Origin of the sequence: Bradyrhizobium yuanmingense (genome assembly GCF_900094575.1) — a bacterium.
Taxonomy (GTDB): Bacteria; Pseudomonadota; Alphaproteobacteria; order Rhizobiales; family Xanthobacteraceae; genus Bradyrhizobium; species Bradyrhizobium yuanmingense.
Genome location: NZ_FMAE01000002.1, coordinates 536,338 through 561,816, shown reverse-complemented (window position 1 = coordinate 561,816; position 25,479 = coordinate 536,338). Strand labels below are relative to the sequence as shown.

The window sequence follows — 25,479 nt, the reverse complement described above, 5'->3', positions numbered from 1 at the left end:
TGCCGCCTGTGGTTATGGATTCCGGGCTCGCGCTCCGCGCGCCCCGGAATGACGTCGCTCCATTGAAGTTACGATTACAGCTCTCCCTCACCTCACCGCCTCCTTCGCCCCGTTTGCCCGGCCGCGGGCGACGTCGAGAAACACCTCCTCCAGCGTGGTGCGGTTGTAGCGGGCCATGATCGCCTCGGGCGTGTCGTCGTCCTCGATGCGGCCGCGCTTCATGATGATGACGCGGTCGCAGAGCCGCTCGACCTCGAGCATGTTGTGCGAGGCGAGGAGAATGGTGGCGTTGTTGTCCCGGCGATACCGCTCCAGATGCGCCCGCACCCAATCGGCGGTATCGGGGTCGAGCGAGGCGGTCGGCTCGTCCAGCAAGAGCAGCTCCGGCTGGTTGATCAGCGCCTTTGCCAGCGCAACGCGGGTCTTCTGCCCGGCGGAGAGCTTGCCGTTGGCGCGGTCGATGAAATCGCCGAGGTCGAGATCGGCGGCGAGCCTGGCAATGCGCTCAGTGAGGTTCTTCACCGCATAGAGCTTGCCGAACACGGTGAGGTTCTGCCGCACCGTGAGCCGCATCGGCATGTCGACATAGGGGCTTTCGAAATTCATCCGCCCCAGCACGGACGCACTCTCGTCCGGCATCTCGTGACCGAGCACCTGCACGCGGCCGGAGGTCGGCAGCACCAAGCCCATGATCATCGCGATGGTTGTGGTCTTGCCGGCGCCGTTGCCGCCGAGCAGCCCGGTGATGCTGCCGCGCGGCAGCGAGAAGGAGATGTCGTCGACGGCGCGGGTCTGCTTGTAGACCTTGACGAGGTGATCGACGGCAATTGCCGCGGACGAATCTCGATCCGCGACAGTCGGCCGACTTGAAGCCTTGCCATTCTCGGTCATGCTGGCCGTTCTTCTGCTATTGCATCGGCGAGCGCAAGGCTCGATGTAAGGGCTCCTCACCGGGCGGTTCCGTCAGCCCGGCGTCCGTGACCTTGGAAGGCGCCGCCACATTGGCCGATATGACCAAAATTGCCGATTCCGACTTCCATAACGCGCAGCGGCATATCCGGCTGGACACGATCCTGCGGCTGCGCTGGCTGGCGGTGCTGGGGCAACTCGCCGCGATCTTCATCGTGGCCCAGGGGCTGGAGTTCAACGTCGAGATCATTCCCTGCGTCAGCATCATTGCGCTCTCGGCGGCGCTCAACCTCGCACTCCAGACCGCAGCCAATCCGATGCAGCGGCTGGAGCCGATGCAGGCGGCCGGCCTGCTCGCGCTGAACATCGTCGAGCTGGCCGGCCTGTTGTTCTTCACCGGCGGACTGCAGAACCCGTTCTCGTTCCTGTTCCTCGCGCCCGTGCTGATCTCGGCCACGGCGCTGCCGGCCCGTTTCACCTTCGGCCTCGGCCTGCTCGCGGTGGCCTGCGCGTCGATCCTGTTCTTCTTCCATTTTCCGCTGCCGTGGGATTCCGAGGATCCCCTGGTGCTGCCGCCGGTCTATCTCGTCGGGGTCTGGCTTTCGATTGCGCTCGCGATCGGCGTCACCAGCCTCTACTCGTTCCAGGTGACCGAGGAGGCGCGCAAGCTTGCGGACGCGCTGGCCGCAACCGAACTGGTGCTGACGCGCGAGCAGCACCTGACCCAGCTCGACGGTCTTGCCGCCGCGGCCGCACACGAGCTCGGCACGCCGCTCGCGACGATCTTCCTGATCTCGCGCGAGCTGGAAAAGACGGTAAAGGAGCCAAGCATCGCCGCCGACCTGAAGACCTTGCGCGAGCAGACCCAGCGCTGCCGCGACATCCTCAGCAAGATCACCCAGCTTTCCCCCACCGGCGCGCCGTTCGATCACATGAAGCTGTCGGAGCTGATCGAGGAGGTGGTGGCGCCGCATCGCGATTTCGGCGTCGAGATCAAGGTGCGGATCGCGGTGGCCGCGGCGGCGGAGCCGGTCGGCTCGCGCAATCCCGCGATCCTCTACGGCATCGGCAACATCGTCGAGAACGCGGTCGATTTCGCCCGCACCAGCGTCGAGGTGAACGCCTGGTGGAACCAGGACCATATCGAGCTCGTGATCTCCGACGACGGACCGGGCATTCCACCCGATATCCTCAACCGGATCGGCGAGCCCTATCTGTCGCGGCGACGCCCCCAGGATGATGGTGGCGGCGAACGGCGCGGCCTCGGCCTCGGCGTCTTCATCGCGCGCACCTTGCTGGAGCGCACCGGCGCGAAGGTCTCGTTTACCAACCGCATCTTTCCGGACCATGGTGCGGTGGTTCAGATCACATGGCCGAGACAGCGTTTTGAGGCTATCGAGACGCTCGAAGAAACAATAGGATAGCCGCGACCTTGCGTCGCACAACGGGGCGGGTCGACCATTTGCCGCCTTGGCACCGCGCGATTGCGACGCCATATGTCGATGCGCTGGAGAGAGGAAACAACCTTGAACGCCATTGCCGACCTGAACGAACAGACCGACCGCTCGCTGCTCATCGTTGAAGACGACAAGCCGTTTCTGGAGCGTTTGTCACGGGCCATGGAGAGCCGCGGCTTTTCGGTGACATCATGCGACACGGTCTCGGACGGGCTTGCGCAGATCGGCAAATCGGCGCCGGCGTTCGCGGTGGTGGATCTGCGGCTCGGCGACGGCAACGGCCTCGACGTGGTCTCGGCGCTCAAGAAGAAGCGGCCGGATGCGCGCGCGATCGTGCTGACCGGCTACGGCAACATCGCCACTGCGGTGACCGCGGTGAAGATGGGCGCGATCGATTATCTCTCCAAGCCCGCGGATGCCGACGACGTCGTCGCCGCACTGCTGTCGACCAACACGGACAAATCCGAGCTGCCGGCCAACCCGATGTCGGCCGACCGCGTCCGCTGGGAGCACATCCAACGCATCTACGAGATGTGCAACCGCAACGTCTCGGAAACGGCGCGCCGGCTCAACATGCATCGGCGTACCTTGCAGCGGATCCTGGCGAAGCGCGCGCCGAGGTAAAGGTCTCGTAGGGTGGGCAAAGGCGCGAAGCGCCGTGCCCACGTTCTCTATTTCGATCCTGATTAATTTTAATTGGTGGGCACGCTTCGCTTTGCCCACCGTACGACACTGCGTAGCCCGGATGGAGCGCAGCGTAATCCGGGATTGGCGCGACGGGCTGCAATTGTCCCGGATTGCGCTGCGCTCCATCCGGGCTACGAAGTCAGCCTACTCCCAGAAATCCGCATGGCCCTGCGGATCGACCAGGCGATTGATCCGCAAGGCCGCCGCCATCGCGAACCGCACCGTCATCTGCTTGCGGGTGGCGGCGGCGAGCTTGTGCTCGGGTGCCTCGCAATGCAGGTGCGCGCCGTAGGCGTCGGCGACGATCAGGCCGGTGTCATCGGGGAAGATCTCGCACGGCAGATCCTGCGTGAAGGCGAAGAACAGCCGGTCGCAATGGGCGCGGTATTCGTGCCATTTCTGATCGGCGCGCAAATCCTCGACCGACGACTTGATCTCGACGATCCAGATCTCGCCGCGCTCGTTCAGCGCGACGAGATCGGCGCGCCGGCCCGACGGCAGCGGCAATTCGCTGATGCAGGAGAAGCCGAGCGAGCGCAACAGACGCGCGGTGCCGCGCGCGATCGCCAGCGCCGTCTCCGACTGGCGACGATCCGGCGGCGGCACGAGTGTGATGCGGGCGGTGTTGTCCATGGCGGGAGAATAGCCGATTCCATCCCGCCCGTCATTCCGGGGCGCGCGCAGCGCGAGCCCGGAATCCATAACCACAGGGAGACGTGTGGGGCAAAGCGGGCAACTCCGAGTCGTCGCAAAACTTCTTCCTGTGGTTATGGGTCCTCAGATGCGCAATTGCGCATCATAGCTCGCGACTTCGTCCCGTCCCGGGACGACAGTTAGGTGGGTGACGCCACCACCACGCCCTCGTTGCCGCGCAGGTCCAGCACGCCTTCGATCTCCTCACCTTCGCGATCCAGGAACGTCGACAGCAAGATGCTGCTGCCGAAACGGATCGCGCTGCTGGTCACCGCGACCGGATCGGGGCCGAGATTGAGCGCGACGATCACGGCCTTGCCGCCGGCCGCGCGGCGATAGATCAGCAGATCGCCTTGCGCGGCGATCGGATGATAATCGCCCGTGACCAGCGGGGGGCAGCTCTTCCGCAAGCCGATCAGGCGCTTGTAGAGATTGAGGATCGAACGCGGATCGGCTTCGAGATTGGCGACATTCTCGCGGATGTGATCCTCCGGCAGCGGCAGCCACGGCCTTGCTTGCGAAAAACCTGCGAAGTTCGAGGAATCCCATTGCATCGGCGTGCGGCAGCCGTCGCGGCCGACACCGATGCCGGGGACGTTCTTCTCGAAGGGATCGCGCACGTCCTCCGGCGCGATCGCGAGCTGGTGCATGCCGATCTCGTCACCGTAGTAAAGCGTCGGCGTGCCGCGCAGCGTCAGCAGCAGCATGGCCGCGACGCCGGCCTGCTCGGGCCCGACGCGGCTCGCGACGCGCGGACGATCGTGATTGCCGAGCACCCAGTTCGGCCAGGCGCCGCGCGGCAATGCCTTTTCGTAATCCTCGATGATCTTTTCGATCGAGCGGGCGCTCCAGAACGTCGAGAGCAGCGCGAAGTTGAACGGCATCTGCGCGCCGGTGAGATCGTTGCCGTAATAGGCCACGAGCCGGTGCAGCGGCAGATAGATTTCGCCGATCAAGACGCGCGCGCCATAGGAATCGGTGACGCGCCGCATCTCGGCGATAACGTCATGCACCTCCGGCTGGTCGGTAGAATATTGCGTGAGGATTTTTTCGTTCGGCGGACGGCCCTCGACGTAGTGCGGGTTGGCCGGATTGTCGCGGAATTCGGCGTCCTTGATCAGGTGCCAGATCACGTCGACGCGAAAGCCGTCGACGCCCTTGTCGAGCCAGAACCGCATCACGTCGTAGATCGCTTTGCGGACGTCCGGATTGCGCCAGTTGAGATCCGGCTGCTGGGCGAGGAAGGCGTGGTAGTAATATTGTCCCGTGGTCTCGTCGAAAGCCCACGCACTGCCGCCGAACTCGGACAACCAATTGTTCGGAACGCCGCCGCCTGGCGCAGGATCGCGCCAGATGTACCAGTCGCGCTTGGGATTGTCGCGCGAGGACCGGCTCAGGGCGAACCAGGGATGCTGGTCGGAGGTGTGGTTCGGCACGAGGTCGAGGATCAGCTTCAGGCCGTTGTCGTGGGCGGCCGCGAGCAACGCGTCGAAATCGGCCATCGTGCCGAACAGCGGCTCGATGCCGACATAGTCCGAGATGTCGTAGCCGAAATCGGCCATCGGCGAGGGAAAGATCGGCGACAGCCAGATCGCATCGACGCCGAGCGACTTGACGTAAGGCAGCCTCTTGAGGATGCCGGCGAGATCGCCGACGCCGTCACCGTCCGAGTCCTGAAACGAGCGCGGATAGATCTGATAGAAGATGCCATCGCGCCACCAATTCTCGTTGTCGTGAGCCATGCCGAAGACCACCCAAATCTGACGCCTTGCGCGGGAGAACGCGACAGCAACGCCCCGGTTCAAATTGGCAGGCCAATTGGGACGGCCGTGTGACGGTTGTTCCCTGGCACGGGCCCGAATCTTTTGCTTGGCGGCCCGGCAAAAATCGGCATTGTGAGGCCATGACCGAGCAAAACGACAGCCAAGAATCCCGGCAAGAATCCCGGCAAGCCAAGGCGGGCGCGATCATCGTTCCCGTGACGCTGTTCGAGCAGAACTGCACCATCATCTGGGACGAGCCTTCCAAGAAGGCCGTGGTGATCGATCCCGGCGGCGACGTGCCGAAGATCCTGGATGCGATCAAGCAGACCGGCGTCACGGTGGAGAAGATCTGGCTGACCCACGGCCATATCGACCATGTCGGCGGCGCGGCCGAGCTGCGCGATGCGCTGACGGTGCCGATCGAGGGACCGCATGTCGCGGACAAGTTCCTGCTCGACAACGTCGTGGCGAGCGGCGCGCGCTTCGGCATGACGGGAGGACGCGATTTCACGCCCGACCGCTGGCTCGACGAGGGCGACAGCGTGTCGATCGGCGGCTTGCAGTTCGACATCCTGCATTGTCCGGGTCATTCGCCCGGCAGCGTGGTGTTCTTCAACAAGGATCTGCGGTTTGCCCATGTCGGCGACGTCCTGTTCGCCGGCTCGGTCGGACGCACCGACCTGCCCGGCGGCAGTCACGCCACGCTGATCAGTTCGATCAAGACGAAATTGCTGCCGCTCGGCGACGATGTCGGCTTCATCTGCGGCCACGGCGCCGGCTCGAGCATCGGCCAGGAACGGATGACCAATCCGTTCATCACCGGCGAGATGTAGGCTTATTCAGCGGCGTCCGCGAGTGCCGTCGCCTCACCGAGATTGCGCTCGCCCCACTCGCGGATTGCGGCAACGACGGGGACGAAGCTCTTGCCCTTGCGCGTCAGGCGGTACTCGACCTTCGGCGGCACCTCGCCGAAATCCTTGCGGTCGATCAGGCCGCTCATCGTCAACGCCTTCAATTCGCGGCTGAGCACGCGCGGGGTGATCTCGGCGCTGCCTGACGCGCCGCGCAGCAAGCCGCTTCTGATCTCGCCGTAGCGGCGCGGGCCGTCCTTGAGGTCCCAGACGATGCGCAGCTTGTATTTGCCGCTGATCATCTTCTGAAACGCCGCGACCGGACAGGTGCGCGCGGGAGACATCTTCGCCATGTCGTTTCCTCCACGTGGAAGATTCTTGTTTTGACGCGTTTTCTTTACGCGAACCGGTATCCACTTCGCTCGAAAACGCTATGCGATGAGGATAGGAGCAACGGCGAAAAAGTCCATACTATCAATTTTGTCCATACTTGCGGGATCGTATCAAGCGCGCAGATGATGACGCACAAGACGAACAGGGAGCGTCACATGAAGCACTTCATGATCAGATACGCGTTCAAGAACGGCACGACGGAGGAGTGGCACCGCGAGATCGGCCGCTTCATCGCGGCGATCGACGCCGATGCGGAGCTGAAGGGGAGGATCGGTTATCGTTGCCTGAAGCATCGCGACGACGGCAGCTATCTCCACTTCGCCAGCGTCGCCGACGATGCTGCGCAGAAAACGCTGCAATCGCGCGACTTCTTCAAGCACTACCAGGAGGTGACGCGGAAGGTCGCGGGCGGCGAGATCAGCGTGACGCCGGTCGAGGTGATCGATCAGACGGGGTAGCTTTTCGCGGAGCTGAATTGAAGCCGCCGCTACAAACTCCGCTGTCATCCCGGACAAGCGCAAGCGCAGATCTGGGATCCATAACCACAGGGAGATGTGGTTACGGGGACTCGGAGTCACCTCTTCGTGCCCAACTTTGTCCTGTGGCTATGGGTCCCGGATCGGCACGCGCTTCAGGCGCGCTTGTCCGGGACGACAGCGAGGCTACTTCATCAATCCCGCGGCCGTGAGCGCGCGCGTGATGATCTGGCCGAGGTCGAAGCCGCGCACCTTCTCGCCCTGCGGCTCGGCCGGCTCCGCGGCGACCGCGGTGCGGATCGAGCGGGCGAGATGCGGTGCGGGCGAGAGCGCCGGCTTCGCGGCAGGCTTCGTCGCGGGCTTCGTGGCGGATTTGGCTTCCGCCTTCGTCGTCGCGGCGTCCGCAATCCAGCCGGTGAGGCCGAAGAACTTTGCGATGTGGTAGGACGAGGAGATGCCGGCCTCGATCAGGAAGGCGCCTTCGATGCCGTAGCGCTGATCGTTGTCGGCGAGCCCCAGCGGCGTGCCGTGCGCCATGTCGGTGATGGCATAGGACTCGACCAGCGTCTCGCCGTCCTTGTCCCACCAGGCCTGGCGCGGATAGCCGTCGACATTGGTCTCGGCCATCGGCAGTTCGGGCAGGCCATGCAGGTCGAGCCACTGCTTGACGATCTCGTTGGCATTGCCGGGATTGACGGTGCGGTCGGCGCTGCCGTGCCACACCGAGACCCTCGGCCAGGGGCCGCGATGATCGGAGGCGCTGCGCACGAGATCGCCGAGCTCGCGCGAAGGGCGCGCCGGGGAATGAAACATGCCGTCGAGCGCCTCGCGCAAGTTCGAGGCGATGCCGTAAGGCAGCCCGGCAATGATCGCGCCGGCCGCGAAGACTTCCGGATAGGTCGCGAGCATCACCGAGGTCATGCCGCCGCCGGCCGACAGGCCGGTGATGAAGACGCGCCTGGGATCGATTCGATGGGTCTTCACCATGTGCGCGATCATCGCGCGGATCGAACCCGGCTCGCCGCTGTCCCGCGCGGTGTCCTCCGGATTGAACCAGTTGAAGCAGGTGTTGGCATTGTTGATGCGCTGCTGCTCGGGCATCAACAGCGCAAAGCCGTAATGTTGCGCGAGCGTCGACCAACCCGCGCCGAGATCGTAAGCGGCCGCCGTTTGCCCGCAGCCATGCAGCACGACGACGAGCGCGCGCGGCCGCTGCAATTGCGCCGGCACGAACGCGAACATGCGCAAGGCGCCGGGATTGTCGCCGAAGCCAGTGACCTCCTGCAGCGGGCTCGATCCATCTGCACCGCGGCCGGGCTCGGCGAAGCGCAGTCCGTCCAGCCGGGGCAGACGTCTCAACAGATCGATGTTTCTGGCTAACGACACGGCAAGTTCCTGGTGGGCGACGCTCAACGTCCAGCCCAACCAGATAGTTGCTGCGGCGCAAAATAAAAAGACCGTGGGCTGTCAATTCGGGAAATTGGCTGAAAATCCGCAAGAATCCGCACGTATTAACCGCAACGTCGCAATCTCGTGCCGATGCGCGGCGCATCCGCGCCGGAAATGCGGCGCCGATCATGACGAATGTCACAAATGACACGAGCGAGGCGAGGAATTCTGCGCGTGCTGATTGTGAGGCTTCGACGCGGAGGTGTCGAACGCGAATGAACGGACCGGCCCAATCGCGCTGCGCGTCGTTATCGTGATGAAGCGCGAAGCGGGCGAGGACTACGCAACGTCTCGCTTGCCGCCGCGCATGCCTGCATTCCACCGCGCGGGACATCGCGTGATTGCGTTCGTGCCGACAGGCACGTAGCCTGACATGGCCAACAAACAGAAAATTCAGCCGGAGAGACCGCCATGGCGCGCCTGAAGTTCGGAGCCTTTCTTGCCCCGCATCACCCGATCGGGGAGCATCCGATGCTGCAGTTCCGGCGCGATCTCGACTTGGTCGAGCAGCTGGATGCGCTCGGCTATGACGAGTTCTGGTGCGGGGAGCATCATTCCTCGGGCTGGGAGATGATCGCCTCGCCCGAGATGTTCCTGGCCGCCGCCGGCGAGCGCACCAAGCGGATCAAGCTCGGCACCGGCGTTGTGTCGCTGCCCTATCACCATCCCTTCAACGTCGCCCAGCGCATGGTGCAGCTCGACCATATGACCGGCGGCCGCGCCATTTTCGGCTCCGGACCGGGCGCGCTCGCCTCCGACGCGCACACGCTCGGCATCGATCCGATGACGCAGCGCGACCGCCAGGACGAGGCGATCGGCATCATCCGCCGCCTCTTCAACGGCGAGCGCGTCACCGCCAAAAGCGACTGGTTCACGATGAACGACGCCGCGCTGCAGATCCTGCCCCTGCAGGAGGAGATGCCGTTCGTGGTGGCTTCGCAGATCTCGCCATCCGGCATGACGCTCGCCGGCAAATACGGCATCGGCATCATCTCGCTGGGCTCGATGACGACGCAGGGCCTGATGTCGCTGCAGCAGCAATGGCAGTTCGCCGAGGATGCCGCCAAGAAGCACGGCACCACGGTGCGTCGCGCCGACTGGCGCGTGCTCTTGACCTGGCACATCGCCGAAACGCGTGAACAAGCCCGCCGCGAGGCCGGCGCCGGGCTGATGCGCTGGCACAACGAATATAATGTCGGCACGCTGCAGCGGCCGGGCCTCACCGCGTTCTCCTCGCCCGACGAGGCCGTCGACAAGACCGCCTTCGTCGAGGGGGCGGCGTCCACCATCGGCACGCCCGACGATCTCGTCAAAACCATCAAGAACGTGATGCAGGTCTCCGGCGGCGTCGGCGCCGTCATCGGCTTCGTTCACGACTGGGCCAATCCGGAAGCCACCCGGCGCAGCTGGGACATGGTGGCGCGCTACGTCGTGCCGGAGATCAACGGCTATATCGAAGGGCTGCGCAGGTCGCAGAAATTCGTGATCGAGAACCGGGCGATCTTCGAGCGCGCGGGCCAGGCGGTGATGGCCAAGATCATGGAGAATGAGAAGGCCGCCGAGGCGCTGAAGGTGACAGGCCCCGGCCGCGTCGCCATTCCCGCCGTCAACGCGCCGGATCTGCAGAAGGAAGCGGCGAAGCGGTAGGCACTCCACTCGTCGCCCCGGGGCGCGCGCAGCGCGAGCTATGATGCGCAATTGCGCATCTGAGGACCCATAACCACAGGATGCGGATTTACGAAGACTCGGAGCTACCAGCCTCGCACCAAAACTCCTCCCTGTGGTTATGGGTCTCCGCCTCCGCGGGGACGACGGCGGTGGGAGTGACGATTTTGTGCGCAAGACGACCGCAGCTCATCGCGGCCGGATCGTGCTATGTTTGCGGGGCCAGCCAACCGGAGCAATCGTCATGTCGATGCAGAATGTGGCCGCCCCTGCGCTTCCGTTCACTCCGCCCAAGCGCAACGAGCTGACCCACATTCCCGGCGACGAAGGCTGGCCGATCATCGGCAAGACCTTTCAGGTGCTCGCCGATCCCAAGGGCCATATCGAGGCGAACGGCGCCAAGTACGGACTGGTCTACCGCACGCACTTTTTCGGCGAGACCAACGTCGTGCTGCTCGGGCCCGAGGCCAACGAGCTCGTGCTGTTCGACCAGCAGAAGCTGTTCTCCTCGACCCATGGCTGGGACAAGGTGCTGGGGCTGTTGTTTCCGCGCGGATTGATGCTGCTCGATTTCGAGGAGCATCGCCTGCATCGCAAGGCGCTCTCGGTCGCGTTCAAGTCCGGGCCGATGAAGTCCTATCTCGGCGATCTCGACCGGGGCATTTCCGCGCGCGTCGCGCAGTGGAAGGCGAAGCCGGGCGAGATGCAGCTTTATCCGGCGATGAAACAGCTCACGCTCGATCTCGCCGCGGCCTCGTTCCTCGGCGCCGATATCGGGCCCGAGGTCGACGAGATCAACCGCGCCTTCATCGACATGGTGGCCGCCGCCGTCACCCCGATCCGCCGCCCCCTGCCCGGCACCCAGATGGCGCGAGGGGTGAAGGGACGCAAGCGCATCATCGCCTATTTCCGCGAGCAGATTCCGCTGCGGCGCGGCAATCACGGTGGCGACGATCTGTTCTCGCAGCTCTGCCGCGCCACCCATGAGAACGGCGCGCTGCTGTCGGACCAGGACATCATCGACCATATGAGCTTCCTGATGATGGCCGCGCACGACACGCTGACCTCGTCACTGACCTCCTTCATCGGCGAGCTCGCCGCCAATCCGGACTGGCAGGACCGGCTGCGCGCGGAGGTGCTCGCGCTCGGCCTCGCCTCCGGCGCGTCGACCAGCTTCGACGATCTCGAGAAGATGCCGCTGACCGAGATGGCGTTCAAGGAAGCGCTGCGGCTCAAGCCGCCGGTGCCGTCGATGCCGCGCCGCGCGATGCGCGATTTCAGCTTCAAGGGTTTTGCGATTCCCGCCGGCACGGCGATCGGCATCAACCCGCTCTATACCCACCACATGAAGGAGATCTGGCCGGAGCCGGACCGTTTCGATCCCCTGCGCTTCACCGAGGACGCACAGCGTGGCCGTCACCGTTTCGCCTTCGTGCCGTTCGGCGGCGGCGCGCATATGTGCCTCGGCCTGCACTTCGCCTACATGCAGGCGAAATGTTTCGCGCGGCATTTCCTGGAGAATATCGAGGTGTCGCTCGCGCCAGGCTACAAGCCCGACTGGCAGATGTGGCCGATCCCGAAGCCGCGGGACGGGCTGCGGGTGACGGTGAAGGCGGTTTAGGCGCCGATCTCGTAGGGTGGGCAAAGCGAAGCGTGCCCACCACGTTTCTCCGGGTGCAAACATCGATGGTGGGCACGGCGCGCGAAGGGCGCGCCTTTGCCCACCCTACGGCACCATCGCCGGAGCTGCTACGCCTCCTGGTCGAACGCCTTGCGCAAGGCCACATAGCCCTGCTGCTGCTGGCTCCAGTTGCGGCCGCCGGTCATGGCGCCGTCGACGACGAGGTCGTGGCCGTTGATGAAGCTGGATACGTCGCTGGCCAGGAACACTGCGGCCTGGGCGATATCTTCAGGAAGACCCGCGCGGGGGATCGGCTGCGCGGTCTTGTAGACTTCGCGCATCACCGCCGGCGTCTTCTCGGCGGCATCGGTCGAGAGCCCCAGCGCCTTGCCGAAGATGCCGGTCGCGATCGCACCGGGCGAGATCGAGTTGACGCGAACGTTGGATTCGCCGAGCTCCATCGCCACGCATTTGGTGAGATGGATCACCGCCGCCTTGGCCGCGCCATAGACCATTGACGACGAAAAGCCGGCGAGGCGGCCGGCAATGCTGCCATTGTTGATGATGCTGCCCCCGCCCTGCTTCTTCATGTAGGGCGCGGCGTGCTTCATGCCGAGCATGACGCTGCGCACCAGCGTCGCCATGGCCGCATCGAACCGCTCGACCTCGAGACCTTCGATGCCGCCGGTCTGTGCCGGCCCGCCGGCATTGTTGAACAGGCAATCGATCCTGCCGAACTTGTCGACCGCGAGCGCGATCAGCGCCTGCATCTGCGCTTCGACGGTGACGTCGGTCTGACGGAAGACGCAGCTTGCCCCGAGCTGCTTCGCCAACGCCTCGCCTTCCGGTACGCGCCGGCCTGCGATCACAATTTTGGCACCTTCGGCAACGAAGACTTCCGCAGTGCGCAATCCGATGCCGCTCGTCGCTCCCGTGATCACCGCAACCTTGCCGTCCAGCCTGCCCATGGAATGTTCCTGTTTTCGAGTGATTTGATGCCAAATGGCGTATGCCGGCCGCGGCCGTCGCGGCAGCGGTCACTATTCCTGCCCGCTTCCGACAAGGCAAGCTATGCTTCAACGGGCGGCATGCGTAACATCCTCACGGGCCGCTCGATCGTCGAACGCCTATCGCAACCAGGCAGGGCATGAGGAAGCTGATCGAGGAGTTCCGCAAGGGCTGGCAGGGTGCGGCGCCGCCCTCGCTCGCCCTGAGCATCGGCTTTGCGGTGGTCTGCCTGTTGGCTGCAACCTTGGTTCGCTGGGGCCTCGCTCAGGTTCGTCCCGACATCTATTTCACGCCGTACTTCCCGGCCGTCTTCTTTGCTGCGGCCCTGGGCGGATTCCGGATCGGCATCGTGACGGCGCTCGTCGGCGGCGTGCTCGGCGTCACCCTGAATTTCGGCGATGCGTTTGCGGATCGCGCGCGGTTTGTCCTGTTGGCGCTTTACTGGACCGTGTGCGCGATCACCATCTGGGGTGTCGAGCACTATCGCACCATGCTGGCCGAGCAGCGCCGAATTTCCAAACGCCTGATCGAGGAAGAGGATTATCGCAAGCTGCTGGTGGAGGAGCTCCAGCATCGGCTGAAGAACAAGCTGTCGACGGTGCATGCCGTGGTGCACCAGGTGTTGCACGACCAGCCACAGGTCTGGGCCCGGGTCGATCCGCGGCTGCGCTCGCTGGCCGCAACCGATGATTTGATTTCGCGGATCGACAAGGCCGGCTGCGACATCCGCGACCTCCTGATCTCCGAGCTCGGGCCTTACGGCCATGTCCGCTTCACGCTCAACGGCGAGCGGCTGTTCCTGCCGCCCAAGCTCGCGGTCACGCTGTCATTGATGTTTCACGAGCTCGCCACCAATGCAGGCAAGTACGGCGCATTCTCCTCACCGCGCGGTCTGTTGCAGGTGTCATGGACCATCACCGACGACCGCCTGACGATCACCTGGGACGAAACCGAAGGACCGAGCGTGGACAAGGTGTCGGAGCCCGGCTTCGGCACCAAGCTCTTGAAGTCGGCGCTGTCGGCTTTCGACGGCAAAACCGAGATCTCGTATCTGAAAACCGGGCTGCATTGCATCATGCAGTGCCGAATTCCACGAAGCGAGTAGACGTCGCAACATGTAAGGTGTGCTTCTTGCTGCCCGCGCGGTGGCGCAATCGCGTGTGGCACTTGCGCGACCTGAGCAAGCGCCTCGTCCTTCGAGACGACCGCTTCGCGGTCTCCTCAGGATGAGGCTAAGCGGCATCGGTGCTCGGGTGATATCGCGCAGCGCACTCCGGCCCTCATCCTGAGGGCCCGCCCACGGCGGGCGTCTCGAAGGATGGCCGCAGGCGAAATCGCTCCCACGCGGATACTTCGCTGTTTCGCCGAGCGCGTTGACGCTCCGTTAATGACGATCGCCAGCGCGCGTCGGATCGTCGCAAGTTTTCTCCAAAACACCCCCGTATTTCTCCTGACCCCTTAACCAAACTTAAGAGGGAACCGCGGAAGATCGCGCCCATTGCAAAGGCGCGCTGAAACAACAAGATTCATGACTTCTATGAACGACAATCAATATTCCGGCGCGACTGAAGCCGAGCTCGGTTTTCTCAAGGAAATCGTTAGAATGCTGCCGGCCGGCCTCACCGTGCAGGACGCGCATGGCGAGTTGCTGCTGGTCAACGATGCCGCCGCCGCGCAGCTCGGCCTGGACGGCAGCCGTCCTTCACCCGATCTGACGCCGCGGCGCGAGGCCTGCCGCCAGGCCCTGAGCGACGGGCAGCCGGTCGTGACCGAGGAAGCGCTTCACGTCGGCGCCGCGCGAAAGGTGCTGCTCACGACCCATCGCCCCGTTCGTCTCGACGGACGCGAGCTGCTGATCTCGGCATCCTCCGACATCACCGAGCAGAAGAATTTCGAGGACCAGCTGTTCCGCTCGGCCTATTTCGACGAGCTGACCGGGCTGCCCTCGCGCCGCGTGATCGAGCACCGCGCCAATGCCCTGCTCGCGCACGACCGCAGCGGCGAACGTTTTGCGCTGGCCTTTCTCGACGTCGACAATTTCAAGCACATCAACGACTATTACGGCCACGCCGTGGGCGACGCGCTGCTGGTCGAGCTGGCGAAGCGGCTCGGACGGGACTTGCGCGATTCCGACATACTCTCGCGCATCTCGGGCGACGAATTCCTGCTGCTGCTGTCACCGGTCCAGAGCCAGGAGGAAGTCGCCGAATTCATGCAATCGACGCTGGAGCGGCTGACCGCGCCGTTCTTCATCGACCATTCGGAAGTGTTCGCCTCGACCTCAGTCGGCATCAGCCTCTATCCCGACCATGGACGCAGCTTCGAAACGCTGCGGCAGAACGCGGACATCGCGATGTACCGCATCAAGAACAATGGCAAGGGACTGGCCGCCTTCTTCGATGCCAGCATGGAGCGCGAGGCGCAGGCGCGGATGAAGGTCGAGCAGTCGCTGCGGCTCGCCATCCTGGAAAAGCGCTTCTGCTGCGCCTTCCAGTCCAAGGTCGACATCCGCACGCAGGCCGTGAAGGGCATCGAGGCCTTGGTGCGCCTGCGCGACGACGAAGGCGTGATCCAGGCGCCCGGCTCGTTCATCAATCTTGCCGGCGAGCTCGGCCTGATCGACGAGCTGACCCATCTCGTGCTCGCCGAGATCGTCAAGTCGATCGACCTGATCAACGACACGTTCGGCCCGGAAGCGACCATCAGCATCAACGTTGCCGCCAAGCAGGCCGGCAATCCCGAATTCATGCGCAGCTTTGCGCAGGCGCTGGAGGAGACCGGCTTTCCGCAGCGGTTCATGATCGAGGTGACGGAAGATGCTTTCGTCGCCAAGAATCATTTTCAGGACGAGATCCTGCCGATGTTCCGCAAGCTCGGCGTCGGCGTCTCCATCGACGATTTCGGCACCGGCTATTCCTCGCTCTCGGCGCTGGCCGACATCACCGCCGACGAGATCAAGATCGACCGCTCCTTCATCACCGACATTCATAATCGTCCGCGCAGCCAGGGTATCCTGCGCGCGATCGAATCCTTGAGCGAGGCGCTCGGCATGACGGTGATCGCCGAAGGCCTCGAAACCTACGAGGAGCTGGCCTATCTGCAGGCGGCGACCAAGATCCGCTACGCGCAGGGCTATTATTTCTCCCGGCCGATCTTCCTGGAGGAGCTGAAGCTCGCAACGCCCTCCTCGAGCGAGGCGCGGGTCAGCGTGGCAAGCCGCCCGGCGCAACAGCACCGCCAGGGCTATTCGCGGGCGAGCGGGTACCGGCGGTAGGGGCGGCGCGACACATACCGCTGTCGTCCCGGGGCGCGAAGCGAGCCCGGGACCCATACCCAAAGGGAGCAATTTAGCGAAGACTCGGAGTGGGAGCGTCGCGCAGCAACTGCGCCCTGTGGTTATGGGTCCCGGGCTCGCGCTTTGCGCGCCCCGGGACGACAGCGATTGCTGAGCTGGGTTCAGCGCCCATTCCTCCTTTGGCGCCATTTCCCCCTTTGAAATCGCTGCACTTTTGCTAATACACGGGGCGGACCTCCCCGAGGTATCTCATGCCTGCCGCCGCCTCCTCGATCAGCGATCCCGCCTATCTCCGTGCGCGCGCGATGGAAACGCTGTTCGAGCGGCTGGAGAAGCTCTGCGAGGGCGCGATTGCGATCGATCGCGGCGGGCGCGTCGTCTACGTCAACGAGAAATATCTTGCCGCGCTCGGTCTCGACCATGCCAGCGAGGCGATCGGCCGGTCGATCGAGGAGGTCATCCCGAACAGCCTGATGCGGAAGGTGGCCGAGACCGGCGAGCCGATCCTGCTCGACATCATGGAGCTCGGCGGCGAGCAACTCGTCGTCACCCGCATGCCGATCGAGGACGAGAACGGGACGGTGATCGGCGCGATCGGCTTCGTGCTCTATGATCATCTCGAAAGCCTGAAGCCCCTGCTCGCCCGCGTCGCCCAGCTCGAGAGCGATCTGCGGCTGGCGCGGCGGCAATTGTCCAACGCCCGCGCGGCGCGCTTCACCTTTGCCGATTTCGTCGGCACGACGCCGGCGATCGCGCGCGCCAAGGAGATCGCCAGCCGCGCCGCGCGGCAGAGCGTCACCGTCCTGCTCACCGGCGAAACCGGGACGGGCAAGGAGATGCTGGCACAGGCGATTCACAACGCCTCCTCGCGCGCCGACAAGCCGTTCGTCAGCGTCAACGTCGCCGCGATCCCCGAGACGCTGATCGAGTCGGAGTTCTTCGGCACTGCGCCGGGCGCCTATACCGGCGCCGACCGACGGGGACGCGAGGGCAAGTTCCGCATCGCTGACGGCGGCACGCTGTTCCTCGACGAGATCGGCGAGATGCCGCTGCAATTGCAGGCCAAGCTGCTGCGGGTGCTGCAGGAGCGCGAGATCGAGCCGCTCGGCTCGGACAAGATCACCAGGGTCGACGTCCGCGTCATCGCCGCGACCAATGTGGACCTGCGCAAGCGTGTCAGCGACGGCGCATTTCGCGCCGATCTCTACTACCGCCTCAACGTGCTTTCGGTCGACCTGCCGCCGCTGCGCCACTGCCTCGACGATCTCCCCGACATTTGCGCCCGGCTGCTCGACGACATCAGCGCGTCGGGCGACTACGTCAAGGCGAAGATCACGCCGAGCGCGCTCGCTGCGCTCGCCCGTTACGATTGGCCGGGCAATGTCCGCGAGCTCCGCAACATCCTCGAGCGCGCGCTGATCCTCAGCGATTCCGGGCGGCTGACCGGCGAGGATGTCGCCCGCATCCTCCCCATCGGCACCGAGGTCAGGCTCGCACCGGCCGAGCGCCCGGCCGGATTGGTGGTGCCCTATGCCGAGGCCGAGGCCGAGTTCGAGAAGCACACGCTCGAGCAGGCGCTCGCCGCCAGCAACGGCCAGATCACCGAGGCCGCCAGGATGCTGCGGATCTCGCGCGCGACCTTCTACAAGAAGCTCGCCAAGTTCGGCCTCGCCTCGGGATCGGCGCCCGTCTGAGTTTCGAGACACCGGACTGTCCGGAGTCTCGGATTCCGGACACCGCACCCGGCTGCTCTTCCGGGACAGATTGCAGGCAATTGCCGCAGATTTCAGCGGTTTTGCGCGACGTTGCGGGATCTGGCGCGGACCTTGCTCTCCGCTTTGCCGTCTTTCCTTCGCGAGGAGCAACCTGTTCCGGGGCAGCGCTTCGCGATAAGATCAAGCACAACAAGGCCTACGGTCCAGGGAGCGGGAGGAACGCCGTGAGCCATCATCCAGCTCTGCCTTACTTGCGCAATTCCGAGAAGGGCAAGGTCGTCTCGGCGAATGAAGCCGTCATGCTGATCCGCGACGGCGACACGGTGGCGACCGGCGGCTTCGTCGGCATCGGCTTTGCCGAGGAGATCGCCGTCGCACTGGAGGAGCTCTATCTGTCCCACGAGGGCGATGCGCCCTATACGCAAGGCAAGCCGCGCAATCTGACGCTGGTCTACGCGGCCGGTCAGGGCGACGGCAAGCAGCGCGGCCTCAATCATTTCGGACATGAAGGCCTGGTGCGGCGCGTGATCGGCGGGCATTGGGGCCTTGTGCCGAAACTGCAGCAGCTCGCGATCGCGAACCAGATCGAGGCCTATAACCTGCCGCAGGGCGTCATCACCCACCTGTTCCGCGACATCGCCGCGCACCGGCCCGGCCACATCACCCGTGTCGGCATGGGCACCTTCGTCGACCCCCGGCACGGCGGCGGCAAGCTGAACGCACGCACCACCGAGGACCTGGTGGAGCTGATCACGCTGCGCGGCGAGGAGTGCCTGCTCTACAAGACCTTCCCGATCGATGTCGGGATCATCCGCGCCACCACCGGCGATCCCGACGGCAATCTCACCATGGAGAAGGAGGCCCTGACGCTGGAGGCGCTTGCCATCGCCATGGCGGCGCATAATTCCGGCGGCATCGTCATCGCCCAGGTCGAGCGCGTCGCCGAGGCCGGCAGCCTCAATCCGCGTCAAGTGAGGATTCCCGGCATCCTCGTCGACTGTGTCGTGGTGTCAAGGCCCGAGAACCACTGGCAGACTTTCGGCACGCAATACAATCCGGCCTTCTCGAGCGAGATCCGGGTCCGCGCCGCCTCGCTGCCGGTGATGCCGATCAGCGAGCGCAAGATCATCGCCCGGCGCGCGGCGCTGGAGCTGAAGGCCAACAGCGTCGTCAATCTCGGCATCGGCATGCCCGAGGGGATCGCCTCGGTCGCCAATGAAGAGCGGATCATCGACCTCATCACGCTGACGGCGGAGCCGGGCGTGATCGGCGGCATCCCGGCGAGCGGCATCGATTTCGGCGCGGCGATCAACACGCAGGCGGTGATCGACCAGCCCTACCAGTTCGACTTCTACGACGGCGGCGGTTTGGACGCCGCCTTCCTTGGGCTTGCCCAGGTCGATCGCGCCGGCAACCTCAACGTCAGCAAGTTCGGGCCGAAGCTCGCAGGCGCTGGCGGCTTCATCAACATCAGCCAGAACGCCAAGGAAGTGATCTTCGTCGGCACGTTCGGTGCGGGCAAGCAACGCATCGCGGTGAAGGACGGCAAGCTCGTCATCCTGGACGAGGCCACGTCGCGCAAATTCGTCGAGAATGTCGAGCACGTCACCTTCAGCGGCCCGTTTGCCGCCGCGCGCAAGCAACGCACCCTTTACGTCACCGAGCGCTGCGTGTTCGAGCTCCGGGAGGGCGGGCTCGAGCTCGTCGAGGTCGCGCCCGGCATCGACGTCGAGCGCGACATCCTGCGCCTGATGGACTTCAAGCCGCTGATCCCGCGCGACCCCGCGCTGATGGACGCGCGCATCTTCGGCGACGGCCTGATGGATTTGCGCGAGCGCCTGCTCACCATCCCGCTCGACCAGCGCTTCACGCTGGACGAGCAGCAGAACCTGTTCTTCGTCAATCTCGAGCGCTATCCGCTGCGCAGCAAGGCGGAGATCGACACCATCGCCGCCATCGTCGAGGCCCGCCTGGCGCCGCTCGGACGCCGCGTCTACGCCATCGTCAATTATGACAATTTTTCTATCCTGCCGGAACTGATGGACGATTATTCGGCCATGGTGCGCAGCCTCGTCGACCGCTTCTATTCCGGCGTGTCGCGCTACACCACGTCGGGTTTCCTGCGCATCAAGCTCGGCGAAGCCCTGGAGAAGCGCGGCGTCGCGCCGCACATCTTCGAGAGCGCGGAGGAAGCGCAGTCGGACTGGCGCCAGGTCGAGGCCGGCGCGGCGCGCAATGCGAGCCAGGCTCAAAAATGATGCATGCTCTCGCGCCGGCGCACGCCGCCGGAAGGATCAATTGCAATGTTCGTGACGTTGTGCAAATCGCTGTTGGCAGAAACTTTACATCAGGAGGGACCATCGTGCGTCGATCACTCATCATAACAACAACCATCCTCGCGCTCGGCGCGGGCACCTCCGCGCTCGCCGACGATCTCAAGATCGCGCTGATCTACGGCAAGACCGGTCCGCTCGAGGCCTACGCCAAGCAGACGGAGACCGGCCTGAAGATGGGATTCGAATACGCCACCAAGGGCAGCATGACGCTCGACGGCCGCAAGATCGTCATCATCACCAAGGACGACCAGGGCAAGCCGGACCTCGCCAAGGCCGCGCTCTCGGAGGCCTATCAGGATGACAAGGTCGATATCGCGATCGGCACGACCTCGTCGGCCGCGGCGCTCGCCATTCTTCCCGTCGCCGAGGAGAACAAGAAGATCCTGATCGTCGAGCCCGCGGTCGCGGACCAGATTACCGGCGAGAAATGGAATCGCTACATCTTCCGCACGGCGCGCAACTCCTCGCAGGACGCGATCTCCAACGCGGTCGCGATCGGCAAGCAGGGCGTTACCGTTGCGACGCTGGCGCAGGACTACGCCTTCGGCCGCGACGGGGTCGCCGCGTTCAAGGAAGCGCTCGCCAAGACCGGCGCGACGCTCGCGGCGGAAGAATATGCCCCGACCTCGACCACCGACTTCACCGCGGTCGGCCAGCGCCTGTTCGACGCGCTGAAGGACAAGCCGGGCCGCAAGGTGATCTGGGTGATTTGGGCCGGCGCCGGCAATCCGCTGGCCAAGCTCCAGGACATGGACCCGAAGCGCTACGGCATCGAGCTCTCCACCGGCGGCAATATCCTGCCGGCGCTCGCCGCCTATAAGGGTCTGCCCGGCATGGAAGGCGCGACCTACTACTTCTATGAGATCCCGAAGAACCCGGTGAACGACTGGCTCGTCGCCGAGCATCAGAAGCGCTTCAACGCGCCGCCGGACTTCTTCACCGCGGGCGGCTTTGCGGCTGCGATGTCCGTCGTCGCTGCCGTCACCAAGGCGAAGTCGACCGACACCGAGAAGCTGATCAGCGCGATGGAGGGCCTGGAGTTCGACACGCCCAAGGGCAAGATGGTGTTCCGGAAAGAGGACCATCAGGCGCTGCAGAGCATGTATCACTTCAAGGTCAAGGTCGATCCGAACGTCGCCTGGGCCGTGCTCGAGCCGGTGCGCGAGCTGAAGATCGAGGACATGAACGTTCCGATCAAGAACAAGCGGTAAGCTTTCTTGCTTCACCTCTCCCGCTCTTGTCCGCCGAAGCCTTGGCGAAGGCGGATGCGGAGAGGCCGGGAGAGGACTCCTTCCTCTTGGGGGTTCTCGCCTGCGGAGACAGCCCTCTCCCCGACCCTCCCCCGCAAGCGGGGGAGGGAGCGCAGCGTGACCTGCGGATCTATCTCGTTTCATCATTTGCCAGACTCTCCATGCCGCTCACCCTCGAAACCCGCGACCTCACCATCCGCTTCGGCGGCCATGTCGCGGTCAACAATGTCTCCTGCACGTTTCGCCCGGGCGAGCTGACCGCCATCGTCGGGCCGAACGGCGCCGGCAAGACCACCTATTTCAATCTGATCTCGGGCCAGCTGCGGGCATCCGGCGGCAGCATCCTGTTCGACGGCGCCGACATCACCGAGCATTCCGCACCAATGCGCACCCGTGCGGGTCTCGGACGTGCTTTCCAGCTCACCAATCTCTTCCCGAACCTCTCAGTGGAAGAGAATGTCCGCCTCGCAGTGCAGGCGGCAGCGGGCACGCATTACGACATGCTGCGGCCCTGGATGGTGCGCCGCGACCTGATCGCGCGCGCCGACGCCATTCTCGACCAGGTCGCGCTCGGCAATCGCCGCGGCGTCACTGCGACCGCGTTGTCGCATGGCGACCAGCGCAAGCTCGAGGTGGCGCTGATGATCGCGCTCGAGCCAAAAGTCTTCATGTTCGACGAGCCGACCGCCGGCATGAGCATCGACGAGGTGCCGATCGTCCTGAACCTGATCGCGCAGCTCAAGCAGGACAGGAGCAAGATCATCCTCTTGGTCGAGCACAAGATGGACGTGGTGCGCTCGCTCGCCGACCGCATCATCGTGCTGCATAACGGGCAGCTGGTGGCGGACGGCGTACCTGCGGAGGTGATCGCCTCGCCGATCGTGCAGGAAGCCTATCTCGGCGTCGCGCCCAAAAGCGCTGCAGGGAGCGCAGCATGAGCGATCTCCTCAAGCTTTCCGGCGTGCACACCCATATCGGGCGCTATCACATCCTGCAGGGCATCGATCTCACGGTGCCGGAAGGACAGGTCACGATGCTGCTCGGCCGCAACGGCGCCGGCAAGACCACGACGCTGCGGACCATCATAGGCCTGTGGCAGGCCTCGAAAGGCGAGATCACCCTGGCAGGCCAGCGCATCGAGAGCCTTGCGACGCCCGACATCGCGCGGCTCGGCGTCGGCTACGTGCCGGAGAGCATGGCCGTGTTCTCCGATCTCACGGTGAAGGAGAACCTGGTGCTGGCGGCGCGCGACGCGCCGCTCGACGACAAGCAGCTGGATTGGATCTTCGGCTTCTTCCCGGCGCTGCGCCGCTTCTGGCTGTCGCGCGCGGGAAGCCTGTCGGGCGGGCAGAAGCAGATGCTGTCGATTGCGCGCGCGATCGTCGAGCCGCGCAAGCTGCTCCTGATCGACGAGCCGACCAAGGGCCTCGCGCCCGCCATCGTGATGGCGCTGATCGAGTGCCTGAAGGAGATCAAGCGCAAGGGCGCCACGATCCTGATGGTCGAGCAGAATTTCTTTGCCGCCCGCGAGCTCGGCGACAACGTGCTGGTGATGGACAACGGCACCATCGTTCATCGCGGCGAGATGGCGGCACTCGCCGCCGACGTGCCGCTGCAGGAGCGGCTGCTCGGCCTGAGCCTGGAGGCGCATCAGTGACAGACCTTGCCGCAACCGATCCGCTGCCGAAGCCGAAACGCGATCTCGCGCCGATCCTGCTGCCGCTCGCGCTCGCGCTGCTGATGATCCCGCTGATCGGATCGACCTCGTCCTGGCTGACGCTGACCGTCGCGAGCCTCGCCATGGGCATGATGATCTTCATCATGGCCTCAGGGCTAACGCTGGTGTTCGGCCTGATGGACGTGCTCAATTTCGGCCACGGCGCCTTCATCGCCGTCGGCGCCTATGTCGCGACCCTGGTGCTGGCGCCGTTCGCGGCGTCCATCCAGGCCGATTCGCTCTGGATGAACCTCGCGGTGCTGGGGCCAGCCGCGCTGCTCTCAATGGCGGTGTCGGGTGCGCTCGGCCTCGTCGTCGAGCGCGTGCTGATCCTCCCCGTCTACGGCCAGCACCTGAAGCAGATCCTGATGACCACCGGCGGCCTGATCGTCGCCGAGCAGACGCTCTATGCGCTGTGGGGGCCGCAGATCATCCCGATGCCTCTGCCGGCCTCGCTCCGCGGCTCCTTCATCATCGGCGACGTCGCGATCGCCAAGTACCGCGTGCTGGCGATGCTGATCGGGCTTTCCGTCTTCATCGCGATCCAGCTCGTGCTCAACCGCACCAAGCTCGGCCTCCTGATCCGCGCCGGCGTCGAGAACCGCGAGATGGTGGAGGCGCTCGGCTACCGCATCCGCCGCCTGTTCCTCGGCGTGTTCATGACCGGATCGGCGCTGGCCGGCCTCGGCGGCGTGATGTGGGCGCTTTACCGCGAGCAGGTGCACGCCTCCATGAGTGACGACCTCACCGTCCTGATCTTCATCGTCGTCATCATCGGCGGGTTGGGATCGATCGGCGGCTGCTTCATCGGCGCCATCCTCGTCGCCATGGTCGCCAATTACGGCGGCTTCCTGGTGCCGAAGCTCGCCCTCGTCTCCAACATCCTGCTGATGGTCGCCATTCTGATGTGGCGGCCGCGCGGCCTCTATGCGGTGACCAGCCGATGATGATCCTCTCAGGCGATCCGCCGCGCAGCCGCGTCCTGACGCTCGTTCTCGTCGTCATCATCCTGGCGCTGGCGGCAACGCCATTCCTGTTCCCGGGCGCCAAGGCACTGAACGTCGCGGCCAAGATCTGCATCTTCGCAGCCCTCGTCGCCTCCTACGATCTCCTGCTCGGCTATACCGGGTCGGTGTCGTTCGCCCACACCATGTTCTACGGCATCGGCAGCTACGCGATCGCGATCGCGCTGTACGGCATGGGTCCGAACTGGGCCGCGGTCGCCACCGGCATCGTCGCCGGCCTGCCGCTCGCAGCCTTGCTTGCGCTCGCGATCGGGCTGTTCTCGCTGCGGGTCGCTGCGATCTTCTTCGCCATGATCACGCTTGCGGTCGCCTCGGCCTTCCAGGTGCTGGCCTCGCAGCTGTCCTGGCTGACCGGTGGTGAGGACGGGCGCAGCTTCCAGCTGCCGGAGCTGCTGCGCCCCGGCACGGTGCTGATCTCCAAGAACCTGTTCGGCTTCGAGATCAACGGCCGCATCCTGACCTTCTACCTGGTGTTCGCGATCTCGGCCCTGATGATCCTCGCGCTGCTGCGCGTCGTGAACTCGCCGTTCGGGCGCGTGCTCCAGGCGATCCGCGAAAATCGTTTCCGGGCCGAGGCGCTCGGCTTCCGCACCGTGTTCCACCTCACCTACGCCAACTGCCTCGCCGCTCTCGTCGCAGCCAGCGCCGGCATCCTGAATGCGCTGTGGCTGCGCTATGCAGGTCCCGACACCTCGCTGAGCTTCTCCATCATGCTCGACATCCTGCTGATGGTGGTGATCGGCGGCATGGGCACGATCTACGGCGCGATCATCGGCGCCACCATCTTCATCCTCGCCCAGAACTATCTGCAGTCGCTGATGGGCGTCGCCTCCAAGGCGGCGGACGAAGCCGGGCTGCCGCTGCTGCCGGGGCTGTTGCATCCCGACCGCTGGCTGCTGTGGCTCGGGCTGCTGTTCATCGCCAGCGTCTATTTCTTCCCGACCGGCGTGGTCGGACGGCTGCGCCATGGCGGCGGCAAGAAGACCGCCGGACCCGGGCATTAACCGATGATTCACGATGCGGCGCCGCGATTGCAGCGCGCGCGACAGAAGCGCCGCGTGCGATGGGCGCAGCGCTAGGATGGATGCGATCACACGAGCCGGATTAATGCTTAGGTAACTGGCTTTCCTAAGGTTTGCGCCATTTGTGCGGTGTATTCGTGGTCCTCC

21 protein-coding genes are annotated in these 25,479 nt (G+C 64.8%); 15 read left to right on the top strand and 6 right to left on the bottom strand.

Going from position 1 to position 25,479, the window contains the following annotated elements; all coding sequences use genetic code 11:
• Nucleotides 1-87 precede the first annotated feature (87 nt).
• A complete protein-coding gene (locus GA0061099_RS07750) occupies nt 88-891 on the bottom strand; it encodes an ABC transporter ATP-binding protein (RefSeq protein WP_036023980.1) in 804 nt (267 codons plus the stop codon).
• A gap of 119 nt (nt 892-1,010) precedes the next feature.
• On the opposite strand from GA0061099_RS07750, the gene GA0061099_RS07745 reads away from it, so the two are divergent.
• Together GA0061099_RS07745 and GA0061099_RS07740 are read left to right on the top strand one after the other, a co-directional pair.
• Nucleotides 1,011-2,333, top strand: a complete 1,323-nt coding sequence (locus GA0061099_RS07745) for an ActS/PrrB/RegB family redox-sensitive histidine kinase (protein WP_074447629.1) — start codon at nt 1,011-1,013, stop codon at nt 2,331-2,333.
• A gap of 102 nt (nt 2,334-2,435) precedes the next feature.
• Nucleotides 2,436-2,990, top strand: a complete 555-nt coding sequence (locus GA0061099_RS07740; RefSeq protein WP_036002403.1) for an ActR/PrrA/RegA family redox response regulator transcription factor — start codon at nt 2,436-2,438, stop codon at nt 2,988-2,990.
• 207 nt (nt 2,991-3,197) lie between these two features.
• Here the strand turns inward: GA0061099_RS07740 and GA0061099_RS07735 are convergent, their stop codons facing one another.
• Nucleotides 3,198-3,686 carry an MmcB family DNA repair protein gene (locus tag GA0061099_RS07735; RefSeq protein ID WP_036024021.1) on the bottom strand — a complete coding sequence of 163 codons (489 nt, stop codon included), beginning with the start codon at nt 3,684-3,686 and terminating at the stop codon, nt 3,198-3,200.
• Nucleotides 3,687-3,886: 200 nt separating this feature from the next.
• Nucleotides 3,887-5,488: an alpha-amylase family glycosyl hydrolase gene (locus tag GA0061099_RS07730; protein ID WP_074447664.1), complete on the bottom strand. Its 1,602-nt coding sequence runs from the start codon at nt 5,486-5,488 to the stop codon at nt 3,887-3,889.
• Between the two features lie 161 nt (nt 5,489-5,649).
• Between GA0061099_RS07730 and GA0061099_RS07725 the strand changes: the two genes are divergently transcribed.
• The gene (locus tag GA0061099_RS07725; protein ID WP_036023992.1) at nt 5,650-6,342 is read left to right on the top strand and encodes an MBL fold metallo-hydrolase; all 693 of its coding nucleotides are present in this window, start codon (nt 5,650-5,652) and stop codon (nt 6,340-6,342) included.
• Nucleotides 6,343-6,344: 2 nt separating this feature from the next.
• Here GA0061099_RS07725 and GA0061099_RS07720 read toward each other — a convergent pair whose 3' ends face one another.
• A complete protein-coding gene (locus GA0061099_RS07720) occupies nt 6,345-6,713 on the bottom strand; it encodes a winged helix-turn-helix transcriptional regulator (RefSeq protein ID WP_036023994.1) in 369 nt (122 codons plus the stop codon).
• A 195-nt stretch (nt 6,714-6,908) separates the two neighbouring features.
• Here GA0061099_RS07720 and GA0061099_RS07715 point away from each other — a divergent pair, with 195 nt between their 5' ends.
• Complete coding sequence (locus tag GA0061099_RS07715; RefSeq protein WP_225144836.1) at nt 6,909-7,211, top strand: hypothetical protein; 303 nt, start codon at nt 6,909-6,911, stop codon at nt 7,209-7,211.
• 204 nt (nt 7,212-7,415) lie between these two features.
• Here GA0061099_RS07715 and GA0061099_RS07710 read toward each other — a convergent pair whose 3' ends face one another.
• Complete coding sequence (locus GA0061099_RS07710) at nt 7,416-8,615, bottom strand: extracellular catalytic domain type 1 short-chain-length polyhydroxyalkanoate depolymerase (RefSeq protein WP_036024024.1); 1,200 nt, start codon at nt 8,613-8,615, stop codon at nt 7,416-7,418.
• 474 nt (nt 8,616-9,089) lie between these two features.
• Here GA0061099_RS07710 and GA0061099_RS07705 point away from each other — a divergent pair, with 474 nt between their 5' ends.
• Both GA0061099_RS07705 and GA0061099_RS07700 read left to right on the top strand, forming a co-directional pair.
• Nucleotides 9,090-10,325, top strand: coding sequence for an LLM class flavin-dependent oxidoreductase (locus GA0061099_RS07705; protein ID WP_036023998.1), 1,236 nt, complete (start codon nt 9,090-9,092; stop codon nt 10,323-10,325).
• Between the two features lie 262 nt (nt 10,326-10,587).
• The gene (locus tag GA0061099_RS07700) at nt 10,588-11,964 is read left to right on the top strand and encodes a cytochrome P450 (RefSeq protein ID WP_036024000.1); all 1,377 of its coding nucleotides are present in this window, start codon (nt 10,588-10,590) and stop codon (nt 11,962-11,964) included.
• Nucleotides 11,965-12,092: 128 nt separating this feature from the next.
• Here GA0061099_RS07700 and GA0061099_RS07695 read toward each other — a convergent pair whose 3' ends face one another.
• Nucleotides 12,093-12,932, bottom strand: coding sequence for an SDR family NAD(P)-dependent oxidoreductase (locus GA0061099_RS07695; RefSeq protein ID WP_036024001.1), 840 nt, complete (start codon nt 12,930-12,932; stop codon nt 12,093-12,095).
• Nucleotides 12,933-13,111: 179 nt separating this feature from the next.
• On the opposite strand from GA0061099_RS07695, the gene GA0061099_RS07690 reads away from it, so the two are divergent.
• The 9 genes from GA0061099_RS07690 (at nt 13,112) to GA0061099_RS07650 (ending at nt 25,314) form a co-directional block, all read left to right on the top strand.
• Entirely contained in the window at nt 13,112-14,077 is a 966-nt protein-coding gene (locus GA0061099_RS07690) for a sensor histidine kinase (RefSeq protein WP_036024003.1), read from the top strand.
• Between the two features lie 432 nt (nt 14,078-14,509).
• On the top strand, nt 14,510-16,246 hold the full coding sequence (locus tag GA0061099_RS07685) for a putative bifunctional diguanylate cyclase/phosphodiesterase (protein ID WP_036024005.1): 1,737 nt from the start codon (nt 14,510-14,512) through the stop codon (nt 16,244-16,246).
• 272 nt (nt 16,247-16,518) lie between these two features.
• Nucleotides 16,519-17,961, top strand: a complete 1,443-nt coding sequence (locus GA0061099_RS07680; protein WP_036002382.1) for a sigma-54 interaction domain-containing protein — start codon at nt 16,519-16,521, stop codon at nt 17,959-17,961.
• A gap of 245 nt (nt 17,962-18,206) precedes the next feature.
• Nucleotides 18,207-20,240, top strand: coding sequence for an acyl CoA:acetate/3-ketoacid CoA transferase (locus GA0061099_RS07675; protein WP_036024007.1), 2,034 nt, complete (start codon nt 18,207-18,209; stop codon nt 20,238-20,240).
• Nucleotides 20,241-20,344: 104 nt separating this feature from the next.
• Nucleotides 20,345-21,529, top strand: coding sequence for a substrate-binding domain-containing protein (locus GA0061099_RS07670; protein WP_036002387.1), 1,185 nt, complete (start codon nt 20,345-20,347; stop codon nt 21,527-21,529).
• Nucleotides 21,530-21,729: 200 nt separating this feature from the next.
• Nucleotides 21,730-22,506, top strand: a complete 777-nt coding sequence (locus GA0061099_RS07665; RefSeq protein WP_036024009.1) for an ABC transporter ATP-binding protein — start codon at nt 21,730-21,732, stop codon at nt 22,504-22,506.
• Nucleotides 22,503-23,225 carry an ABC transporter ATP-binding protein gene (locus tag GA0061099_RS07660; protein ID WP_036024011.1) on the top strand — a complete coding sequence of 241 codons (723 nt, stop codon included), beginning with the start codon at nt 22,503-22,505 and terminating at the stop codon, nt 23,223-23,225. The genes GA0061099_RS07665 and GA0061099_RS07660 overlap by 4 nt, the downstream gene beginning before the upstream one ends.
• The gene (locus GA0061099_RS07655; RefSeq protein ID WP_036002397.1) at nt 23,222-24,232 is read left to right on the top strand and encodes a branched-chain amino acid ABC transporter permease; all 1,011 of its coding nucleotides are present in this window, start codon (nt 23,222-23,224) and stop codon (nt 24,230-24,232) included. The genes GA0061099_RS07660 and GA0061099_RS07655 overlap by 4 nt, the downstream gene beginning before the upstream one ends.
• Nucleotides 24,229-25,314: a branched-chain amino acid ABC transporter permease gene (locus tag GA0061099_RS07650; protein WP_193374947.1), complete on the top strand. Its 1,086-nt coding sequence runs from the start codon at nt 24,229-24,231 to the stop codon at nt 25,312-25,314. The genes GA0061099_RS07655 and GA0061099_RS07650 overlap by 4 nt, the downstream gene beginning before the upstream one ends.
• The last annotated feature ends 165 nt before the right edge of the window (nt 25,315-25,479 follow it).